The organism is uncultured Sphingomonas sp. (assembly GCF_934560975.1).
Taxonomy (GTDB): Bacteria; Pseudomonadota; Alphaproteobacteria; order Sphingomonadales; family Sphingomonadaceae; genus Sphingomonas_I.
This window is the reverse complement of the sequence record NZ_CAKTFO010000031.1, coordinates 1-20,238: the sequence shown is the minus strand read 5'-3', so window position 1 is coordinate 20,238 and position 20,238 is coordinate 1. Positions and strand designations below refer to the sequence as shown.

Below are 20,238 nucleotides of genomic sequence, written 5' to 3'. Positions count from 1 at the left end.
TCGCCGGCCGGCCGTTAAGGTTTGGCAGTCGGGCCAATCCACGTTAGCAACCGGATATATCGTTGATTCAATACGTTGTTTTCTGTCGTGGTGTCCCTCATTCGCCCTGCGGGCAGTAGGAAGGAAGTTGCCTTGAACCGTTCCGGGCGATTGCAGCGCCGATCGAGCGAGATGGAGCCCGAGCGGCCGATTGCGCCGATCAATATTGATGCCGGAGGTGTCGCATGACCGGGTCCATCGCGGTTGCCATCGTCGAGGATGATGCCGACCTGCGTGCCGTGCTGACACGATTTCTCGACGGCACGGGCATGACGGTCGCAAGCTTCGAGAATGTGCGCGAACTCGATGCGGCCCTGCAGACGCAACAGTTCGACGTCCTCATCCTCGACGTGAATCTGCCTGACGAAAGCGGTTTCGTGGCTGCCGCACGGCTGCGAGCGCGATCATCCGTCGGCATCGTGATGCTGACCGGACGGACCGACCAGCAGGACCGATTGCTAGGCCTTTCGATCGGCGCCGATCATTACCTCGGCAAGCCGGTTGACTTGCGCGAGCTGGAAAGCGTGATCCGCAATCTCGCCCGGAGATTGCAGGCCGTACCCGCCGCGCCCCCTGCTCCTGCCACTCCGCAAGCGGGTACGCCTGCGCCTGCGGATGGCCAGGATCAGGACGGCACATGGCTGCTGGATTGCGACGCCTGGCGGCTGACATCGCCCAACGGCATGGGGGTCGAGCTGTCCGCCGCCGAATATCAGGTGTTGCTGCCGCTGCTGGAGCAGCCGGGGCGCCTGGGTTCTCGCGACATGATCAATGCGCGGCTGGGCAAGCCCCGCCTCGATCCGCAGAATCGCAGTCTGGACGTGCTGATTTCGCGGACCCGGCGCAAAATCGATGCCACCACGGGCATGTCGCTGCCGCTCCGGTCCGCACGCGGTACCGGTTACGTCTTCACCGGATTGTCGAAGATCAAGGGCAGTGCGGAATAAGGATCATACGGTGGGCTCTTCCAAACGATGGACCGGGATCGTCTGCGAGGACGATGCACTTATCCGCATGCTCATGGTCGATGCGCTGGATGCCGCCGACCTCGACATCATCGAGACGGATTCGTACCAAAGCACAATCGACGCGATCGAGAACCGGGAGGTGGACCTGCTGGTAACGGACATCCGGCTTGCGGGCGACCTGACCGGGCTCGATCTGGCGCATTGGGTCAATGTCAACCGCCCCGACGTTCGCATCCTGGTGGTGTCGGGCATGCCCGCCAGCATCATGGATTCATCACGCCCCGAACATTACACCTTTCTGTCGAAGCCGTTTACATCCACCACATTGCTGACGGCGGCCAAGCACCTGCTGGACAGCGATGCGGCGTTGCGGTCATTTCACTGATTGCGATTTGTCGTACAGCCGGCGGATATCAGTGGCCAGCGTCAAGGGGTCGAACGGCTTGGTGAGAACCCCGATCGCGCCATGCTGGGCCAGCTCAACAAGCTCGTTGTTGCGGGCGCGCGCCGTGAAGAAGATCACCGGCAGTTCGCCATCGGTGATCTGGCGGATGCGCTCCAGAGTTCCCGGCCCGTCAAGGTCCGGCATCATGACGTCCAGCAGCACTACGTCAGGTCGCTCGCCCGGCTGCACGATTACCGACAACGCCTCGGCCCCGCTGTTCACGGCGCGCACCTGCATTGCGCCGTCCAGCTTCAGGGCACGCAGCACCACTGCCACGAGGTCTGGTTCGTCATCAACGTACAGCAGCCTCAAGGGAGGCCGGATCGCCATGTTCTGGTCTCCCCTTCACGACGAAAGATCCAAGCGATCGTCCGTTACAACTTATAGGTTAAACATGGGTAGCCCCTTTGGAAAGTAGGCTGCCCCATTTCGGACTCAACAGCTGCATGGACGACTTGCATGACCCAACCTGACGCCCCTTCTTCCAGCCAGACCAAGCTGCATGAGGCGCAACATCGGCTCCGCAACAAGCTGGGCATCGTCATGGGATCAATCGACATCGTGCGCCTGACGGAGACGCTGTCGCCGGAGAGCGACGAGGACATGGCCCGGGCGCGCCGGGCCTGCGCCGACATGCTGACGACGATCGACCTGCTCGACGAACAGGCGGAGCAAGACCCGCTATGATGCCGGCGCCTGCTCGGCCGCATGAGCGCCGGCAGGCAGATCGAGCGAGAAGATCGTCCCACCCTCCGGATTGTCGGAAAACCAGAGCTTGCCGTCCAGCCGGTCGACGATCTCACGCGAGATGGCGAGGCCGAGTCCGGTGCCGCCCACCTTGCGGGTGCCGGACGCATCCCCTTGCGCGAACTTGGCAAAGACGAGTGGGCGGAATTCCGGCGCGATCCCCTGTCCGTTGTCGATCACCTCGACCCGATGGAAGTGCGTGCTCGGCCGAAGCGCCACCTTCACCAGCGATCCTTCGGGTGAGAATTTGATGGCATTGGATAGCAGGTTGCTCAGCACCTGACCCATTCGGTCGGCATCCACCACCACGCAATCCTGCCCACCCGCATCATCGATCACCAACTGGATGCGATGCTGGTCGGCAAAGGGGCCGATTTCGTCCACGGCGGTGCCGATCAGCCATCGCAGTGAATGCGGCTGCATCTCGAAATGAAGCTTGCCAAGTTGCAGCCGCTCGATGTCGAGCAGATCGTTGATCAGGCGCATCAGCCGCTGGGTGTTGTTGAGCGCGATCCCCACCATTTCCCCGGCATCGGCGGGCAGCTCTCCGGTTGCCCCTGCCGCGACCAGCCCGAGTGCGCCGGCGATGGAGCTGAGGGGTGTGCGCAGTTCGTGGCTGACGGTGGACACGAACTCCGCTTTCAGTCGCTCCATGTCGTTCATGCTGCGATCGTAGATCCGCAGCATCCAGCGGACGTCGCCATCCGCAAGCCCGAACAGCTGGGTCTCCACCGGCAGGCGGCGTCCCTCCCCGCAATGCGCCGTGTTGCGGATCAGTGCCGGCGCCGCGTCGCTGCTTATGGGCTGGCCATCGCCTGGATGGATGTCGTTTACCAGCATTGCGCCTACCGGCCGACCGGCCAGGCCGCTTTGGGAAATCCCCAGCATCTCGGCCGCGGGGGTGCTGGCACGCAGGATCCGCATGTCGCCATCAAGGAACATGACCGCGCCGGCGGAGCTGCGCATCACGGCTTCAAACATGTCCCGTCCGCGCTGCGTCCTCAGCGTCCTGCGCCTGACCGCCCGTTCGGTGGTCAACAGCACGCCTGACACGATCACCCCGATCAGCGCACCGCGCGCATCAAGGCTGAACCTTTCCCGAACCTTACCCAATCACGTCCCTCGTCAGCAGGATCAGCACAGTCGATCCATGGTTCCACAGCACCGTGAGCAACGCAATGAGCAACTATAACAATTAGTTATTTCGATAGTAGACACGTTGATGAAAACCGGGCTGAACAACCGGCTCTCGGCTCAGAAGAGCTGGAAGTTCAGTGGCACGCGAAGCGTCGTCCGCATGTCCGTCGCATCATCAGTTGCGCCCAGTTCCAGGTTCCAGTTGATGGTCGTCCGGGGGCTGGTGCGGTAACTGACGCCGAACAGCAACCGGCCAAGCTGCAGGTCGCGCGTCCGCACCGTCATCGCGTCGCTTTCCGCGCCGTTGCGGGGGTCGATCGTCCGCAGTCGCGTCTTGGTGCCGAGCGCCAGGGTGTGCGCATAGCCGAGACTGAGCGACGTGCGCGGATTGAGCGAGATGGCGATGCCGACGCTGGCCGCGGGCTGTCCGCCGGGCGTCACCCGCTCCACGATCGCCGATCCGATCCGCCGTTCGATGTTGCGCCCGAAATTGAACGTGTAGCCCAGTGTCCCGAACAGCACCGCCGGATCGGTCGGCAGGATCGCGGTAAGGTTCGGCGTCACCCCCCAGAAGCCGGCGCCGGTGGCCGCGCGCAGCGGATTGCCCAGCGTATCGCGTGGCACGGCGAACGGGTCCGTGCCGGTCGGTGCCACCGCCTGCACGCCGGTGATAAGGTAGGGAAAGCCGTTCTGCCCGTCCGTGATCTGATAGCGGGCACCGAAATCCACGTCGCCCAGGTTGCTGTCGGTTACGGTGCGGTCCGTGCCGACATTGCTGCCGTCGCCATTGTCGACCACCGGGGCCAACGCGGAGTTGTCGGACCGCCGGACGAAGGGGACGCGCCCGTTGATCTCGAACCGGCTGGTCAGGCCGAGCCGCATCACGGCGGCGGCGGTGACCACGTCCTGCCGGCTTTCGTTGATGTCGAACGCCCCGATCAGCACCGCTTCGGGAATCGACACGCCCCGGAACAGGACGCGGTTGCGATCCGCGCGGGCATATTCGAGGTCGCCTTCGATCGTCATCAGGCCGCGGCGGGTGATCACGCCGCCCTGGTCGGCCAGCACCGCCACCTGCACCTGGCGCTGGTCGGTCGGCGCCTCGCCCACGGTCTGCACCGGAGCGGACGCGCCGGGCGAGGCCGGCGGAGGCGACGGCGGCAGCGGCACGCCCGTCGGCGTGTTGCCGGCCGTCTGGGTGCGTTGCTGTCCCGGCCCCATGCGGGCGAGCAGCGCGCGTTCCAGGCTTTCCAGCCGGAGGTGCTGGGCCGTCAACGCGCGCTGCTGCTGCTCCAGCGCCTGCCGTTCGCGCGCGATCTCGGTACGGAGCGCGGCGAGATCGGCTGGCGGAGGCGCGGCGCCCTGCGTCATTCCGGGGGCGGCCAGCAGCGTACACACGCCGAGCATTCCGACGAAAGATGGCTTCAACGACTCCAACGACCGATCCTCCCCTGTGGTATTTTATCGGACAACAAAGGCCTCCAAAGCCGCGCGCTGGGCGGCAAAGGTGCTCGCCAGCAGCGCCGGCGACAGCCCGCCCAGGTCGACATTGACCGCGCTCACCGTGTCGATCGCGGTGTTGTTGCCGCTGTTGGCGACGATCACGCCGGTCGCCTGGCCGACGAGCTGGCGCACCTCCAGCGTCGGCGTCCGCAACGTCACCGCCGCCCCGTCCGCATCGATGGTAAAACGGAGGTCGCCCGGCGGCGCCGCGACGGCGGGGCCGTTGGGGGTCACCGGCACGGGCGTCTGGTCCCCGCCGCCGAGCCAGATTGCCGGATCGCCATCGACGATGTTGACCGTGGCCGCGCCGACGGCCCCCGTCGGCACGATGGTCGGGCCGGTGGGCGAGCGGTCCACGATCAGCAGCGGCACACCCGCTTCGCCACCCGATGAGAGGGTGGCAGTAGGCGGCACGGTGGGCGCCGGCATCGCTCCGCCGGTGAAGACGCGCACGCCCGGCTGCGATCCGTCGCTGGCATAGACGGTCCGCAGCGCGAGTTGCCCGTCGATCCACGTCTGGATGTCGATGCCGAGCGACAGGTCGAGCCCGTTGGGCAACCGCACCCCACCTCGCATCGTCGCCAGCACCGTATCGGGCACCCGGACGGTCCAGGGCGCACCGCGCGGGGCGGTCACCGTCACGTCGGCGGCGGCGGCGGACAGGCCGGCCGAAAGCAGGAGCAGCGCGCCAGCAGCCATGATCAGAAATCCCTCGGCAAAGGAGCGGGCAGGACCAAAGGTCGGGTCAATTGCAGGCCGGAGAGGCTGAGCGGCTCCGCTTCCCGGTAGAAGCGGGCGCCTGGCGACAAGGCGACATCCGCCGGCTGGTTGAAATGCCGGGCGCCGACCGCGCCGCGATCGTTGATGACGAAAAAGACGCCGTTCCATTGCCGGCCGAAGGTCGCCACATCCTCGCGACGCAAACCCAGCGACGGATCACCCAGCAGGAGGGTGCGATCGTCCACGCCCTTGACCACCACGAAATGCTTGTAGCCGTTGAAGTCGATCAGGGCGATGCCGGGCAGCCGCGCCTGCGCGATCTGCTGCACCGTGACGCGGTAGCCATCGGCGGCAATGCCGCGCGCGGCCAGGAACCTCTTCATGTCGAGCAGCGAGAAGCCGAGCCGGCGGATCTGCGCCTGGTCGCCATCGCGGAACATGCCGACGAACACGCTCTGTTCGGTCTGCGGATCGTCGTAATGGAAGCGCAGCAGGGTCGCCAGCGCCGCCGATCCGCAGCTGAAATCATATTGCTGCCGCACCACCGTGCCGAACCGCCGGCCGATCAGGCTGGTCACGGGCAAAGCGAAGGCCATGGTGCTGCTCATGTCGAGCGTGGCGGTGCCTTCGGGCATCGGCCCCGCCGTGCAGCCGCCCAGCAGGAGAGCAAGCTGGGCCGCCGCACAGCATCGGCGCCCCCGCCGCGCTTCAGGGCCGGATGGCGACATTCAGGTTCATCGACGCGTTGATGGACACGTTGTTGCCGGTGTTCGCGCTCACCACCGACAGGCCGGACAGGTTGCCGAACGCCTGTCCGTCGAAGCTGACGGTGCCGGTCTGCGACTGACCGACCACCGAATTGTTGGACACGTTGCTGGTGTTGCTGGCGCGGATGGTCATGTTGGTATCCTCGCGCCCGGTGATGGTTGCCAGGTCGGTCGCGGCCATGCGGGTGGCATCCCCGAACGGAGCGGCGCCCGCTTGGCCGGCCGCAACCGGCTGCGCCTCCGCCCCCTGGGCTGCCCCGAACGAGACGGGTCCCGCCACCAAGGCGAGGAGCCACCGGGACTTGATCCTCTTCATGCTCTTTTCCGATCGTGCTGGGGGCACGGGCGGTGCCGGTGTGGACCCGGCGCCGCCCCGCCGCTTACTGACCGAGGTTGATCGAACCCGCGGAAACGGTGACGCTGACCGCGCTGTTCTGCGACGCGGCGACGCCCGTATTCATGTTCAGCGACTGGACGCCGGCAAAGTTGGTGAAGGCGCCATCGCCGGTCGTCAGGCGATTGTCCGGACCCGAGCCGTCCGAGCCCGACGGCACCGAATAGCTGACGGTCACGCCGGTGACGTAACTGGCCAGGTTCGCGGAGGAGACCACGGCCTGTGCCCCGAACTGGTTGGTGGTCGCCGCCGCCCCGGTGCCGGCGCTCGCCGAACTGCTCTGGGCATTGGACGAGTCGACATAAGACGCATCGCCGCCGTTGGAAACCGAACCGGTCCCGTCATTGCCGGCGCTGCTGTGGGTCGAGGAGTCGCGATTGTCGCTGGCGGTGCCGCCATTGTTCGCGGCGACCTGCGCCCCCATGGCGGAGCTGTTGTCCGAATTGTCGGTCGTCGAACTGTCTGAATTATCGGTCGTCGAGTTGTCCGAATTGTCGGTCACAGACATGTCGCGGCTGTCGGTGGCGGTGGCGCCGTTGTTGGCCGCAACCTGCGTACCGGTGGCCGAACTGCCGTCCGAATTGTCCGTCGTCGTCGTGGTGGTCGACCGGTTGGAATTGTCGGTGGTGGACCGGTCCGAATTGTCCATCATCGAACGGTCCGAATTGTCGGTGTTCGTGGTCGAGCGGTCCGCATAATCGTTATAGGTCGACGAACGGTCCGAATTGTCCGTGGTGGAATTGTCGGAATTGTCCGTGGTCGTCGTGGTGTGCGACATGTTGCGGCTGTCCGTCGCCGTCCCACCATTGTTCGCGGCGACCTGCGCCCCGGTGGCGGAGCTGCTGTCGGTCCAGCTCGAACGATCCGAATTGTCGGTGTTGGTGGTCGTGGTGGACCGGTTCGAATTATCGGTATTGGTCGTGGTCGTCGTGGTCGACCGATCCGAATTGTCGGTGTTGGTCGTGGTGGTCGTGGTCGACCGATCCGAGCTGTCGGACATGTCGCGACTGTCGGTTGCGGTGGAGCCGTTGGCGGCCGCAACCTGGGCTCCGGTGGCGCCGCCGTTGGAGACGCTGTTGTCGCTATTGTCGGTGTTGGTGGTGGTCGTCGTGCTGGACGACATGTCGCGGCTGTCCGTTGCCGTCGATCCGTTGTTGGAGACAACCTCCCCGCCATTGGCCGAGCCGGTGGACGAGTGAGTCGAATTGTCGCTGTTGTTGGTATAGGTTGCATCGATCGTGTTGTACGAACGATCGGTGGTATCCCCCGGGACGCTTTGCGCATGCGCGGCGGTGGCAGCCATGGCGATGACCGCTGCCGAACCGAAAAGCCTTGCCTTCATGGTCAGATCCTCAGTTTAGGTGCCACCGGAAGATCCGGCGAACAGCTGCCGACACTGCCGGAGCGACGCGGGACCTAGCCGGCCTACCGGATCGCCGCGCCCCGCGCATGATGCGCTCCGTGCACCACGAATAGGGTTAACCAAGAGACCAGCCGGGGGCACGAACCCGAAACAAGCCACTTGCTCCCTATCTCAGGATAATGTCGTGCATTTAGCCGACGGGGCAAATACTTGCCTCTGTTGCACATTTCAGGCTTCATCAGCCGGGGTGATTACCACCTAGTCGCTTGCAAGTGTCGGCCTGATGCATGTAATAGTGTCGCACATGATGTAGTGGTCTATCGGCAATCGTGGGGCACACGATGCGCGCTCGGCCGCTTTGGAGATGGACAGGTGCTGGACGATGGGACGGGTGGCCTGGCGATGGTCATGTCCGAAGTTGTGGACATCATGCAGGCGCAAGGGGCGACGCTGACCCTCCACAACGATGCGCAGCCTCCTGTCCGTCTGTATCAGCATCCCGCGTTGCGCATGGCGGGGCACGAGTCCCTCTTGCGGGAATGCCATGCTTTGGTGCCGACGCTGGATGACGGGCGGCTGACCTGGCACGGCGGGCCGTCCGGATCGCGGCTGGATGCGGCGCTGATCCCGATCGAGCGGGTGCCCGGACACAGCCGGCTCGCCATCACCCTGGTGTTTGAAAACGGCAGCAGCGCCCTCAAGGCGCGCGTGGAGGCCGTCTATGGGGAGCGCAAGCCGTTCGCCGTCGGCTATTTCCACCTCTGGCAGCTCAATCGCCTGCACATGCGGCGGTATCGCGCGCTGGAGGCGGCGCTCGATTGCACGCAGATCGGCGTCCTTCTGGTCGATCGCTCGCTCCAGATCATCTTCGCCAACAAGGCGGCGGAGGAAATCCTTGCCGCCAATGACGGGCTTGGGCGCCACAATGGCCGGCTGCGGGCAACGCATATCAGCGACGGCGTGAACTTGCAGGCGGCGCTAAGCTGCATCGAATTGCAGTCCGACAGTCGCTTTGCGGACACGGGACAAGCACCGCTGATCGCGTTTCGCCGCAAGAAGCTGCCGTCGCTGGTCGCCACATTCGTGCCCGCGCACGCCATCGCGCCCGAACCGGGCGATGTGGTGGCGACCATCTACGTGGTCGATCCGCGGCTGGACACGGTCCGCTCGCTCACCCCGCTCTGCCGCCTCTACGGACTGTCGCCGGTGGAGACCCGCCTGGTCTGCCACCTTGCGGCCGGCGAAACCCTGGCGGCGGCGGCGGACCAGATGCACATTCGCGAGCAGACGGCGCGCAGCTACCTGAAGCAGATCTTCATCAAGACGGACACCAACCGCCAGACCGAACTGGTGGTGCTGATGCTGTCCAGCCTGCTGCGCATGAAGGACGACGTCCTCCAGGAAGCTTTGACGCAAAGCGCCGCGGAACATGCCATCGCCAGCTATTCCAAGCCGCGCGTCAGGGAACCCCACGTCCGCTGAAACGCCGCAACGCTGCGGTGTCGCGCGGCAGGACCGTCCTCCACCCCGATACGTAGGCGCATGCCGATCGCGACGCATCGGCGCGACCTCGCCGACTTTGGCCGCCGCCCCTTTTTGCGTTGCAGCACCCCCATGGAACGGGGTCATACATCGGGCTGAGCGGGCCAGCCCTTCCGAGCGCGACACTCTCCCTAAATAGTTAAACGCGAGTCAGCCAAATCGTGGCACTTTGCGCCGTGACGCTCACGCTGGTGCAGGGAGGCCGGCGGAGCGACACACAAAACCAGGGTGAAGCAACCTTCGCAGGGGGACCGACGCGTGGGCATGCAGAAAGACATCTTGGGGCAGGACAGCTACGAACTCACGCTGCCGACCCCGTTCCTGTTGCAGGATACCGCCGGCGAACCGGTCCAGCTGGACCAATCCCGCCTGTTCGATATCGTCGGCAGCCTGTTTCTTCTGGTGCTGCTTGCGCCATTGTTGCTGTTGATCACCGCCTTGGTGTTCATCGTCGATCCGGGCCCGATCTTCTTCGCGCATCGGCGGCTTGGCCATGGCGGGCACGAATTTCCGTGCCTGAAATTCCGGACCATGGTGGTGGATGCGGAGGCGCGCCTTACCGACCTGCTGGAACGCGATCCCGCCGCCCGTCGGGAATGGGCGCGCGACCACAAGCTGCGCGATGATCCCCGCATCACCGCCATCGGCGGGTTGCTCCGCACGCTCAGCCTGGACGAACTGCCGCAATTGCTGAACGTCCTGCGCGGCGAGATGAGCCTGGTCGGGCCGCGCCCGATCGTGCGCGGAGAAGTATATCGCTACGGCCGCTATTTCGCTTATTATTGCCAGGTTCGGCCGGGCATCACGGGCTTGTGGCAGGTCAGCGGCCGCAACGACGTGTCCTATCGCCGCCGTGTTGCGCTGGACGTGCGCTATGCCCGCAGCAAGAGCCTGGCGCTGGACCTCTGGATCATTGCCCGCACGGTCACCTGCATCGTGCAGGGCAGCGGCTACTAGGCCGTGACGATGATGCCCTCACCGCACCTGCAATCACAGCAGCAGCGCCAGCATGCCCCACAATCCCAGCGCGATCGGCATCGCGATAACGATGCCGCGGGCCGCACTGCGCTTCGGGACGCGCCGCCCGCGCGCGGCATCGGAATGGAGGCTTGCCGCCCGGCCGGTGACACTATCGCGCATGTTCGCCACGATGCTCCTTCCTCGCCCCGGTCCGCTGGCCCGTTTCACGCCATCCGCCTTTGCGCAAGCCGAACGCATGGGCCGGGCAATCCGCACCATCACCCCTCACGCGGGACTCCGGCATGACCCTTTCGCGCCATACACCATTGTTGGCCCTGCTGTTGGCTTTTGCGACCATCGCACCGCAAATTGCGGCAGCCGCCGTGGAGACCGGTGCCGTTGACGCGGTCTATCGCCTGGATGCCGGCGACAAGTTGCGCATCACCATCTTCAACGAGCCGAGCCTCAGCGGCGACTATGCCGTGACGGCGGAGGGCAATGTCTCCTTCCCGCTGATCGGGGAGATCGCGGCCAAGGGCCGCACGTTGAGCGAGGTGCGGGAGACGTTGCGCAAACGGCTGGGCAATGGATACCTCAACGATCCCCGCGTCGCAGTGGAGCCGGTCAACTATCGGCCCTATTACATCCTGGGAGAGGTGAATAAGCCCGGCGGATATCCCTATTCCTCCGGATTGAAGCTGGAACAGGCGGTGGCGGCGGCAGGCGGCTATACCTATCGTGCCAATCGCGGAACCGCCTTTCTGCGCCGCGCCGACGATGCCAGGGAAAAGCGCGTCAAGCTACGCCAGCAACTGATCCATGTCCTGCCGGGCGACACGATCCGGATCGGGGAACGCTATTTCTGACGCGGCTGCGTGGTCCCGGGCACGGCGGGCGACCGCCCTGCGACGGGATGTGGCCGTCGCGGCGCAGCATCGGTTGCGGGTGCAGGCGAACAGGGCTAGTGGCTCGTCGATGGGCCAGATCGATCTCGTCCCCCCGCCTCCGTCCGGCGAAATGCTGCTCGATCCATTCGGATACCAAGCGGGCATCGCCAGCCGGATCGAAGGGCTGGGCGGCACGCTTCCGCATGAGCATGACCCGGCCTACGCCTTCCACACCCATTATGTGGAAGTGGCTGAGGGCCCGGTCAATTTCGTCATCCGCTTCACCGGCCTGCGGGCAAGGCGGGGATCGCTCCAGCTGCGCGTCCACATGATCGGGGATGAGCCGCGGGCCATCCTGATCAACACCGCTCGTATCCAGCTAAACCGCCTGATGGCGATGGGTGGCGAGACGAGCATCCGCTTCGAAGGTTATCGCGGCGTCACCTATGCCCTGTATGGCGGGATCGTCGGGGAAACCGACGCCGTCGCCGAAGGGCTGATGATCACGCTCGACCGACCGGCGGCCGACAATCACGTGGACGAGGTCGCGATCGAGGCGCGCAACACCTCGTTCCGCAACGATACGATCCGCCCCGAAGTCCGCCTGCTGTCGCTTGGGGGCCCGACGCTGGCCGAACCGGTCAGCCAGCCCGCAACCGCGCGGCAGATGCGGGAGCCGGCCTTCTCCCGCTGGGCCTCCGCGCTGCAGGTCAAGGACGCGCCGCTGCGCACGCAATGGGCGCACGCCTTCGTGATGCAGGCGCTCAACTGCTACGGCATGTTGCAGCCGGGCGCCCACGGCCTCGGCTTCTCCGAGGAAGCGGCGGCGTTTCGGCCCGTATTCGCGGACATGGGCGTGCAGATGTCGATCGGCGCGGTGCCCTCCTCACCGGACCTGATCGCCCGCGAACTCGTCAATTTCGACTTCATCTGGTCGATCGACGTCGCGCAGCGTTTCGGATCGCCCGACGTGGGGCAATGGTTCACCGAAGCGGCGCTGCGATGCCTTCGCCCCGGCGGCCTGGCGATCCACGTCGTTCCGTTCGATCCGTCCGCGACGCAGCGGGGTGAGGCGCCGCTGGCCGACTGGATGTTCGGCCGGGGCGATATCGAGCGGGTGGCGCTGGGCCTGATCTCACGCGAGCATGAGGTCGCGCAGGTCAAGGTGGCGGGGACAGATTTCCTTACAGGGCCGGTCACGGGCAACGGCTTGGACGCCGCTGCGTTCGGTGTCATAGCGCGGAAAGCCCCGCTCCCCGCCTGAGGAGCCTGCTCCGCTCGGACGAGCCCAAGGACCCCTATTCGATGCAACATGACGTCATTCGGCCGGATGCCGCCCCCGCTCCGGTCGATCGGTGCAAGCTGTGCGGCGCGGCCGCATCGCTGAAGTTCGGCCTGCCCATCGGCAAGAAGACGGGCCACCCCATTCCCGAAGAACCGGATAGCTGCTGGTATTACCAGTGCGACGCCTGCGACTTCCTGTTCACGCGCGCCATTGACCAGCAGGATCATCGGGAGGTCTACAACGAAGGTTATTGGGACCACCAGGACCCCGATTGGTATGGCCGGGTCGCCGAAACGCTGCGGCTGGTGGCCCTTGGCAATGAGATGCTGGGCGGGCATCTCGACACGGTCGAGATCCTGGATTTCGGGTGCGGGATCGGCGGCTTTCTCGACATCGCCCATCGCAGCCTGGGCATGAACGTCTGGGGCACCGACATCATCCCGCCCAAGGTGGGCAAGGAATGGTTCCTGCCGGACCTTGGCGACCGCAAGTTCGACATCATCGTCGCCTGCGAGGTGATCGAGCATCTGCCCGATCCCCGCGCGACGTTCGACCTGATCCGTTCGCACCTGAAATCGCCGGGCGTGTTCGCCTTCCAGTCGGCTTACTGGGACCCGGAGGTGCTGGACCGCGACTGGTGGTATCTGGGCCCCGGTAACGGCCATATCAGCCTGTTCAGCGCACGCGGGCTGACCCACGTCTTCAACGACATGAACGGCATGAATCGCCGCCTGTGGGCCAATTATGCCGGATTGCAGGCCTGGCGTTTCCGCTGACGGCCGGGGCGGAGCCAGTCAGGCGCGGGATAGCGCCTGACCATCGATCCAACTCCGCCGCACCCGCAGATCGTCGCCGATCGCAACGAGGGACGCGACCTCACCAATCGCGATCCGCCCCACCTGCCCTTTCAATCCCATGAAGTCGGCCGGCGCGGCGGACGCCATGACGATCGCCTGCGCCAGCGGCACGTCCAGCATCCCCACCGCGTTGCGCACCGCGCCCATCATGTCGAGGTGCGATCCGGCCAGCGTTCCGTCGGCCGAAAGCAGCCGGCCCTCCTCCACCCGGATGGTGCGGCCGTGCAGGTCGAAGCTGGTCATGTCGCTGCCGATCGTCGGCATGGCGTCGGTCACCAGCATGAACTGGTCGTGCGGCTTGCAGCGCAGCGCCAGCTTCAGCGTCACCGGGCTGACATGATGGCCATCGACGATGATGCCGCAATGGCTGCGATCGCTCTCCAGCGCGGCGCCAACCGCCCCCGGCTCGCGGCTGCCCAGTTGCGACATGGCATTGAAAAGGTGGGTGAAGCCGGTCAGCCCCGCATCCATCGCGTCGCGGATCTGACGATAGCTGCCGTTCGTATGCCCGGCGGCGACCACCACGCCCGCATCGACCAGCCGGCCGATCATGTCGGGCGTGGTTTCCTCCGGCGCCAGCGTGACCAGGGTGCGCCCGTGCCGCAGCGACGTGAGCACCGCCAGCCCCTCGTCGGTCAGCGCGCGGATGCGCTCGGCGGCGTGGATACCCTTGCGCGCCAGGTTGATGAACGGCCCTTCGATGTGGATACCCAGCACGCCCGGCACGCCTTCGGCGATGGCCGCATCCACCGCCGCGATGCCCGCCCGAATCACGTCCAGTTCGTCGCTGATCAGGGTCGGGAAGAAGCCGGTCGTGCCGAACCGCGCATGGGCCGCGCCGATCGTCCGGATGCCGTCCACGGTCGGATCGTCGTTGAACAGCACGCCGCCGCCGCCATTGACCTGCGTGTCGATAAAGCCCGGCGCCAGCATCGCGCCGCCGAGGTCGATCCGCTCGGCATTTGGGGGCACGTCCCCTTCCGGCGCGATGGCGGCGATCCGCCTGCCCTCCACGAGGACGGCCAGCCCCTCGTGAAAGGCATTGTCCAGCAGGACGCGGGCGTTGGTGAGTGCGGCGGGCATCAAACCGTCTCGGTCACTTTGGCCAGATGCGGGGGACGATCGGGATCGAAGCCGCGCCGCACCGACAGCGCATTGGCGGCGCGGTAGAAGGACTGGATCGCCAGGATCGGCTCCAGCACCGGATGCGCGGTGGCGACTGGCAGCGTCTCCGCCCCCGCCACGGTTCGTCCCGCGACCAGCACGTCTCCGCCACGCTCAACCATCTCCGCCACCAGCTGGTCGATCCCTTCGGCGGCCTCGTCCGATTGCCCGATCACCAACAGCGGGAAGCCCGGCCCGACCAGCGCCATCGGACCATGCCGCACCTCGGCGGCGCTGAACGCTTCGGCATGGAGCCCGCATGTTTCCTTGAGCTTCAGCGCCGCTTCCTGCGCGATGCCGAGCCCCACGCCCCGCCCGACGATATAGAGCCCGCGCGCGTCGACAAGCCGGTCCACCAACCGCGTCCAGTCCGCCTGCCACGCGGTCTGCAACAAGGCCGGCAGTTCCTCCAACGCCTGCTGGAGCACATCGTCCCGCGTCCAGGCGGCGACCAGCTGCGCGATCCCGGCAAGCGCCGCGATATAGGATTTGGTGGCGGCGACGCTGATCTCCGGCCCGGCCAGCAGCGGAAAGACCATGTCCGCAGTCTGCGCCAGCGGCGAATCCGCGACATTGACCAGCGCCAGCGTCGTGGCGCCACTGTCCCCCGCCACCCGCATCGTTTCCACGATGTCCGGGCTCTTGCCCGATTGCGAAATGCCGATCGCCAGCATCCCCTTCGTCGCGGGCGACTGACGATAGATGGAGGCGATCGACGGGGCGGCCGAAGCCACCAGCACATTGGCCCGCGTCTCGATCAGATATTTGGCATAGGTAGCCGCATGATCGGAACTGCCCCGCGCGCAGGTGAGCACGCCGGTCGGGGGCGTTTCCCGTAACCGCTCGGCCGCGACCGCGATGATCGCGCGATTGTCGGCCAGCTGCCGTGCGACGACCGCGCCGGCCTCCGCCGCTTCGGCAAACATCAATGTCTTCCCAGGCTCGATCATCCAACAGCTCCAATGGTCAATTCTGCAACAAAATCATAAGTGTCCCCGCGATAATAGCTGCGGGTGGCCTCGATCACGCGGCCATCGTCAAGAAAACCGCGCCGCTCGATCAGCAGGCCGGCCGCACCCGGCCGCACATCCAGCAGCGAGGACTCCTCGGCCGTGAAGGAGATGACGCGCAGCCGCTGCAGGGCGCGCACCGGGCGATAGCCCCGCTGCTCCAGCGCCGCGTACAGCGAGTCGCGCACGCTTTCGGCGCCATCCAGTGCGAAGCCCGGAATCGTGGCATGTTCCACCGCCATCGGCAGATCGTCCGAAAAGCGGATGCGGTTCAGGCGGTAGACCGGACTTCCGGGGCTCAGCCCCAGCGCAAGCGCCTCGTCCGGGCTGACCGGCCCTTGGGATCGTTGCAGCCATTCGCTGCGCACCACCCGGCCACGCGCCGCAATGTCTTCCGAAAAGGAGGAGAGCTTGGCGAGCTGCTTCTCGACCCGACCGGTAACGAACGTGCCCGCCCCTTGCCGTCGGGTCAGCAGCCCTTCCGCCACCAGCGCATCCAACGCCTTGCGCACCGTGATCCGGGACACCGCGAAGTCGTTGGCGAGGTCGCGTTCCGCCGGGAGCGCCTGCTCGGGCCGCAGCAGCCCGTCGCCGATCGCGCGGCGCAGCATGTCCTGCAACTGGCGGTAGAGCGAGCCGCGCTGCCCGACGTCGAGCGCACCGAGCAGCGCGGCGAGGTTGATCATCCCCGGACAGATCCATGCAATACCATTGCCATACCAATATACCTCTTCGCCTGCTAGCTCAACGTCGGATGTGATCCATGCCGCCGCACCAGGTTGACGGGGAACGATGCATGCGGGATGGTATCTCGATTGGTATGCTGCCCAGCTTTGGAGCGAAACACAGGAGCGGGTGGAGCCACCGAGCGGGAGGAACGACTGACGATGGCACGCACCTTCATGATATGGCTGCTGGCGACGACGGCCGATGCGGCCCTGCCCACGCCCAAATTGCTGCCGCAGCCGGCCAGCATGGCGGTCGGCGGCGACGCCTTCACCCTGAACGATGCCGTCCGATTGATTCCCGGCGAGGGCCCTGCGGGGGCCAACGCCGCCGCCCGGCTGAGCGACCTGATGCGCACGCAGAACGTGACGCTGTCCGCCGCCGGCAAGGGCCCCGCCATCCGCTTCGTGCACCGCGCGGGGATGCCGGCGGAGGGCTATCGCCTCGTCACCGACACGTCCGGCGCGACCATCACCGCCAGCGACGATGCCGGACTGCTCTATGGCGCGGTCACCCTGTGGCAGCTGGCGACGCAGGATCCCGGCCACCATGTTCCCGCCGTCACGATGGAGGACCATCCCCGCTTCGGCTGGCGCGGGTTGATGCTGGACAGCGCGCGCCACTTCCAGTCGCCGGAATATGTCCGCCACCTGATCGACTGGATGGCCGTCAACAAGCTCAATCGCCTGCACTGGCACCTTGTGGACGACCAGGGCTGGCGGATCGAGATCAAGAAATATCCGAAGCTGACGCAGGTGTCCGGATCGCGCCTCCCCGCGGCTGCGTCCGGGGCGCCCGATCTGCCGCCGGTGAGCGGCTTCTACACGCAGGACCAGATCCGCGAGATCGTGGCCTATGCGCAGGCGCGCGGGATCGTGATCGTGCCGGAGATCGAGATGCCGGGCCATGCCGTGGCCGCGATCCGGGCCTATCCCGAACTCGGGACCGGCAGCCCGCTGCCGGACCGGGTCTGGTCGGAATGGGGCGTGTTTCCGTGGCTCTACAATGTGGAGGAGCCGACCTTCGGCTTCCTGGGCGATGTGCTGACGGAGGTCATGGCCCTGTTCCCCTCACCCTGGATCCACCTGGGCGGGGACGAGGCGGTCAAGGACCAGTGGCGCACCAACCCCGCCATCCAGGCCAAGATCAAGCAACTGGGCCTCGCTGACGAGGAGGCGTTGCAAGGCTGGTTCATGGCGCGAATGGGCAAGTTCGTCAGCGACCATGGCCGCCGCATGATCGGCTGGGACGAAATCCTGATGGGCGGGGTGCCACCGAGCGCCACGGTGATGTCGTGGCGCGGGATCGACGGCGCGATCGCCGCCGCCAAGGCGGGGCATGACGCGGTGCTGAGCCCCGCCCCGATCCTGTATTTCGACAACCGCCAGGGCACCGGCCCCAACGAGCCGCCGGGGCGCGGCAACCTGATCACGCTGGAAAAGGTGCTGGCGTTCGATCCCGTCCCCGCCGCGATACCGGCCGAGCAGCGCAAGCACATACTGGGCCTGCAGGCGAACCTATGGACCGAGCATGTCCGCACGGAAGAGCGCGCGGCCTGGATGCAGTTCCCCCGCGCCAGCGCCATCGCGGAGATCGGCTGGGCGCAGGAGGGCCCCCGACCGTTCGGCAACTTCGTCACCCGCCTGGTGCCGCAACTGGACCGCATGGCGCCGCTAGGCCTGAGGCCCGCCGACAGCCTGTTCGCGATCGACACGACGATCGAGGCGGCGGACGCGACCGCCAACACCGTCGCGCTGGCCAATCAGTCGGCCCTGCCGATCCGCTATACGACCGACGGCAGCGTGCCCACGGCCGCCTCGCCGCTGTTCGCGGAGATGCTGAGCTTTGCGCAGCCGGTGCGCCTGCGCGCTGCCAGCTTCCTGGGCGACAGGGTCATGCCCGGCGCGATCGATCGCATGATCGATGCAGAGGCGGCGCGCACCCGCACCAGCCGGGACCTGCAAAGCTGCGGCGAAGGCGGGTTGCTCGACCTTGAGGACGATTATCCCGCACGCGGCCCGCGCGCGCACTTCCTGGTCAACATCACCCATCCCTGCTGGACGTGGCGGGGCGCGCCGATGGCGGGCGCACGCACGATCGCGCTGTCCGTGGGCCAGGTGCCGTTCAACTTCCAGATCGGCGCCGATCGCGACAAGATCCGCTTCCGACCGCCCGCCACCCCCGCCGGTGAGTTCGAGGTGCGCAGCGGCAGTTGCGATGGCCCGGTGGTCGCCACCCTGCCTCTCGCGGTGGCGGCCGGCAATCCCGGCGTCACCCGGCTGACGGCACCGCTCGCTCCGGTCGCCGGCAAGGCGGACCTGTGCTTCACCTACACCGCGCGCGGCGTGAATCCGCTGTGGGCGATCGACAAGGTCGAGTTGCTGCCGCAATGACCGCAATGCGATCGCCCACGTAGCGACAGAGCGTCTAATCCTCCGTTAACCGATCGTCGCTAATCCCGCGCATGGAACCAGATCCATGCGCGAGATGCACCTCATGAGCGATGCCAATGCTGCCCGGCACCTTCCCCGCGCGGAAAGCGTAAGCGGGACGATCGACCTTCGCGAGCGAATGGCACTTTTCACGTTCGGACCGGAGGAGATTGCCATCTCGCGGCAATGGTGGACCATCATCGAGCCGGAAGCGCGCGCCATCTCCGAGGCGCATTGGCGGCGGTGGCAGGAATGTTTCGGCAGCCAGACCCCGTTCGCGATCGAGAATCGCGAGCGGATGATCGAACTCGGCATCACCTATCTGCGTAACCGGTTCAAGCATCCCGACCAGTTTGAATGGATCCGTTCGGCCGAGCGCAGCGTGGCCAGCGCCTTTTCGGCCGACGTCTCGCTCACCACCTTGTTGTCCATGACCTGCGCGGGATCGTCCATCACGATGGAGATTGCGGGCCGTCGCCACGAATGTTCCAAGGAAGAGCGCCGCCAGCTGAACGACGTCTTCTTCCGGCTGCGTTCGCTGGAATGCGACATCTATGCCAGCCTCTACGCCGCCTATATCGACCATGACGCACGTCGCACGCGCGACCTGCTGGCGGACGAGTTCCGCGAGGGGATCGCGCATGTCGCGGAAGCCGCCACGCACGAAGGCGGCGTCCTGCGGGCCCAAGCGGATGCGAGTTCGGGTTCGGCGCGCGGCATGCTGGGCAAGGCGTCGGAGGTCGCCGCCGCGTCCGAGCAGTCTGCAGTGGCGATGCGCGAGGCGGCGCAGACCGCCGCCGGCCTGATCCGCGCGATCGAGGAAGCCCGCGGCGAGGTGGAGGTGGCGGCCGGAGTCGCCACCCGCGCCGGCGAACAGTCCGACAAGGCGGTGGTGGTCAGCCGCGCGCTGAGCGATCATGCCCAGGCGATTGAGTCGATCCTCGGCCTGATCCGCGACATTGCCGGCCAGACCAACCTGCTGGCGCTCAACGCCACGATCGAGGCGGCGCGCGCGGGCGATGCGGGGCGCGGCTTCGCGGTGGTGGCGCAGGAGGTGAAGAGCCTCGCCAGCCAGACCGCGCGCGCGACCGACGACATCGCCGCCAAGATCGGCGCGATCCAGGGTGCGGCCCGCCAGACGGTGGACGCCAACGGCACCATCCGCGACACGATCGGCGACGTCCAGTCCTCGGCCGAACGCATCCGCCGGGCGATGGAGACGCAGGCGCAGACCGTCACCATGATCACCGCCGCCGTGGACGAGACCGCCCTGGCGGCAGACGCCATGTCCT

Annotated in this window: 21 protein-coding genes; 10 read left to right on the top strand and 11 right to left on the bottom strand. The window is 66.3% G+C overall.

Annotated elements, in window-relative coordinates; all coding sequences use genetic code 11:
• Positions 1-224 precede the first annotated feature (224 nt).
• Positions 225-986, top strand: a complete 762-nt coding sequence (locus tag Q0D93_RS14025; protein ID WP_294395459.1) for a response regulator transcription factor — start codon at positions 225-227, stop codon at positions 984-986.
• Positions 987-996: 10 nt separating this feature from the next.
• Complete coding sequence (locus tag Q0D93_RS14020; protein WP_294395458.1) at positions 997-1,392, top strand: response regulator; 396 nt, start codon at positions 997-999, stop codon at positions 1,390-1,392.
• Here Q0D93_RS14020 and Q0D93_RS14015 read toward each other — a convergent pair.
• Positions 1,381-1,782, bottom strand: coding sequence for a response regulator (locus Q0D93_RS14015; RefSeq protein WP_294395456.1), 402 nt, complete (start codon positions 1,780-1,782; stop codon positions 1,381-1,383). The two genes, Q0D93_RS14020 and Q0D93_RS14015, sit on opposite strands and share 12 nt — an antisense overlap.
• A gap of 129 nt (positions 1,783-1,911) precedes the next feature.
• On the opposite strand from Q0D93_RS14015, the gene Q0D93_RS14010 reads away from it, so the two are divergent.
• Positions 1,912-2,139: a hypothetical protein gene (locus Q0D93_RS14010; protein WP_294395454.1), complete on the top strand. Its 228-nt coding sequence runs from the start codon at positions 1,912-1,914 to the stop codon at positions 2,137-2,139.
• Here Q0D93_RS14010 and Q0D93_RS14005 read toward each other — a convergent pair.
• The 6 genes from Q0D93_RS14005 to Q0D93_RS13980 form a co-directional block, all read right to left on the bottom strand.
• Positions 2,134-3,312 (bottom strand): PAS domain-containing sensor histidine kinase, encoded by a 1,179-nt coding sequence (locus tag Q0D93_RS14005; protein ID WP_294395452.1) that lies wholly within the window; start codon positions 3,310-3,312, stop codon positions 2,134-2,136. The genes Q0D93_RS14010 and Q0D93_RS14005 overlap by 6 nt on opposite strands.
• A gap of 141 nt (positions 3,313-3,453) precedes the next feature.
• Entirely contained in the window at positions 3,454-4,764 is a 1,311-nt protein-coding gene (locus Q0D93_RS14000) for a hypothetical protein (RefSeq protein WP_294395450.1), read from the bottom strand.
• A 33-nt stretch (positions 4,765-4,797) separates the two neighbouring features.
• Complete coding sequence (locus tag Q0D93_RS13995) at positions 4,798-5,538, bottom strand: hypothetical protein (RefSeq protein WP_294395446.1); 741 nt, start codon at positions 5,536-5,538, stop codon at positions 4,798-4,800.
• A 2-nt stretch (positions 5,539-5,540) separates the two neighbouring features.
• Positions 5,541-6,194 (bottom strand): C39 family peptidase, encoded by a 654-nt coding sequence (locus tag Q0D93_RS13990; RefSeq protein ID WP_294395444.1) that lies wholly within the window; start codon positions 6,192-6,194, stop codon positions 5,541-5,543.
• Between the two features lie 73 nt (positions 6,195-6,267).
• Positions 6,268-6,642: a hypothetical protein gene (locus Q0D93_RS13985; RefSeq protein WP_294395442.1), complete on the bottom strand. Its 375-nt coding sequence runs from the start codon at positions 6,640-6,642 to the stop codon at positions 6,268-6,270.
• Between the two features lie 64 nt (positions 6,643-6,706).
• Positions 6,707-8,062 carry a hypothetical protein gene (locus Q0D93_RS13980; RefSeq protein WP_294395440.1) on the bottom strand — a complete coding sequence of 452 codons (1,356 nt, stop codon included), beginning with the start codon at positions 8,060-8,062 and terminating at the stop codon, positions 6,707-6,709.
• 429 nt (positions 8,063-8,491) lie between these two features.
• Between Q0D93_RS13980 and Q0D93_RS13975 the strand changes: the two genes are divergently transcribed.
• Positions 8,492-9,565, top strand: coding sequence for a PAS domain-containing protein (locus tag Q0D93_RS13975; protein ID WP_294395438.1), 1,074 nt, complete (start codon positions 8,492-8,494; stop codon positions 9,563-9,565).
• Positions 9,566-9,889: 324 nt separating this feature from the next.
• Positions 9,890-10,582: a sugar transferase gene (locus tag Q0D93_RS13970; protein ID WP_294395437.1), complete on the top strand. Its 693-nt coding sequence runs from the start codon at positions 9,890-9,892 to the stop codon at positions 10,580-10,582.
• Positions 10,583-10,615: 33 nt separating this feature from the next.
• Here the strand turns inward: Q0D93_RS13970 and Q0D93_RS13965 are convergent, their stop codons facing one another.
• Positions 10,616-10,774 (bottom strand): hypothetical protein, encoded by a 159-nt coding sequence (locus Q0D93_RS13965; RefSeq protein WP_294395435.1) that lies wholly within the window; start codon positions 10,772-10,774, stop codon positions 10,616-10,618.
• Between the two features lie 113 nt (positions 10,775-10,887).
• Here Q0D93_RS13965 and Q0D93_RS13960 point away from each other — a divergent pair, with 113 nt between their 5' ends.
• The 3 genes from Q0D93_RS13960 (at position 10,888) to Q0D93_RS13950 (ending at position 13,533) form a co-directional block, all read left to right on the top strand.
• Positions 10,888-11,451, top strand: coding sequence for a polysaccharide biosynthesis/export family protein (locus tag Q0D93_RS13960; RefSeq protein WP_294395433.1), 564 nt, complete (start codon positions 10,888-10,890; stop codon positions 11,449-11,451).
• Positions 11,452-11,560: 109 nt separating this feature from the next.
• Positions 11,561-12,736 (top strand): class I SAM-dependent methyltransferase, encoded by a 1,176-nt coding sequence (locus Q0D93_RS13955; RefSeq protein WP_294395431.1) that lies wholly within the window; start codon positions 11,561-11,563, stop codon positions 12,734-12,736.
• 41 nt (positions 12,737-12,777) lie between these two features.
• A complete protein-coding gene (locus Q0D93_RS13950; protein WP_294395430.1) occupies positions 12,778-13,533 on the top strand; it encodes a class I SAM-dependent methyltransferase in 756 nt (251 codons plus the stop codon).
• Positions 13,534-13,551: 18 nt separating this feature from the next.
• Here Q0D93_RS13950 and nagA read toward each other — a convergent pair whose 3' ends face one another.
• The 3 genes from nagA to Q0D93_RS13935 are packed head-to-tail and all read right to left on the bottom strand — an operon-like array spanning position 13,552 to position 16,474.
• Positions 13,552-14,697, bottom strand: a complete 1,146-nt coding sequence (gene nagA / locus Q0D93_RS13945) for an N-acetylglucosamine-6-phosphate deacetylase (RefSeq protein ID WP_294395428.1) — start codon at positions 14,695-14,697, stop codon at positions 13,552-13,554.
• A complete protein-coding gene (locus tag Q0D93_RS13940; RefSeq protein WP_294395426.1) occupies positions 14,697-15,728 on the bottom strand; it encodes an SIS domain-containing protein in 1,032 nt (343 codons plus the stop codon). Before Q0D93_RS13940 ends, nagA begins: the two co-directional genes overlap by 1 nt.
• A complete protein-coding gene (locus Q0D93_RS13935; protein WP_294395425.1) occupies positions 15,725-16,474 on the bottom strand; it encodes a GntR family transcriptional regulator in 750 nt (249 codons plus the stop codon). Before Q0D93_RS13935 ends, Q0D93_RS13940 begins: the two co-directional genes overlap by 4 nt.
• 201 nt (positions 16,475-16,675) lie before the next feature.
• Here Q0D93_RS13935 and Q0D93_RS13930 point away from each other — a divergent pair, with 201 nt between their 5' ends.
• The gene (locus tag Q0D93_RS13930) at positions 16,676-18,907 is read left to right on the top strand and encodes a family 20 glycosylhydrolase (RefSeq protein ID WP_294395423.1); all 2,232 of its coding nucleotides are present in this window, start codon (positions 16,676-16,678) and stop codon (positions 18,905-18,907) included.
• Positions 18,908-19,010: 103 nt separating this feature from the next.
• On the top strand, positions 19,011-20,238 hold a 1,228-nt coding region (locus tag Q0D93_RS13925; protein WP_294395421.1), incomplete at its 3' end, for a methyl-accepting chemotaxis protein.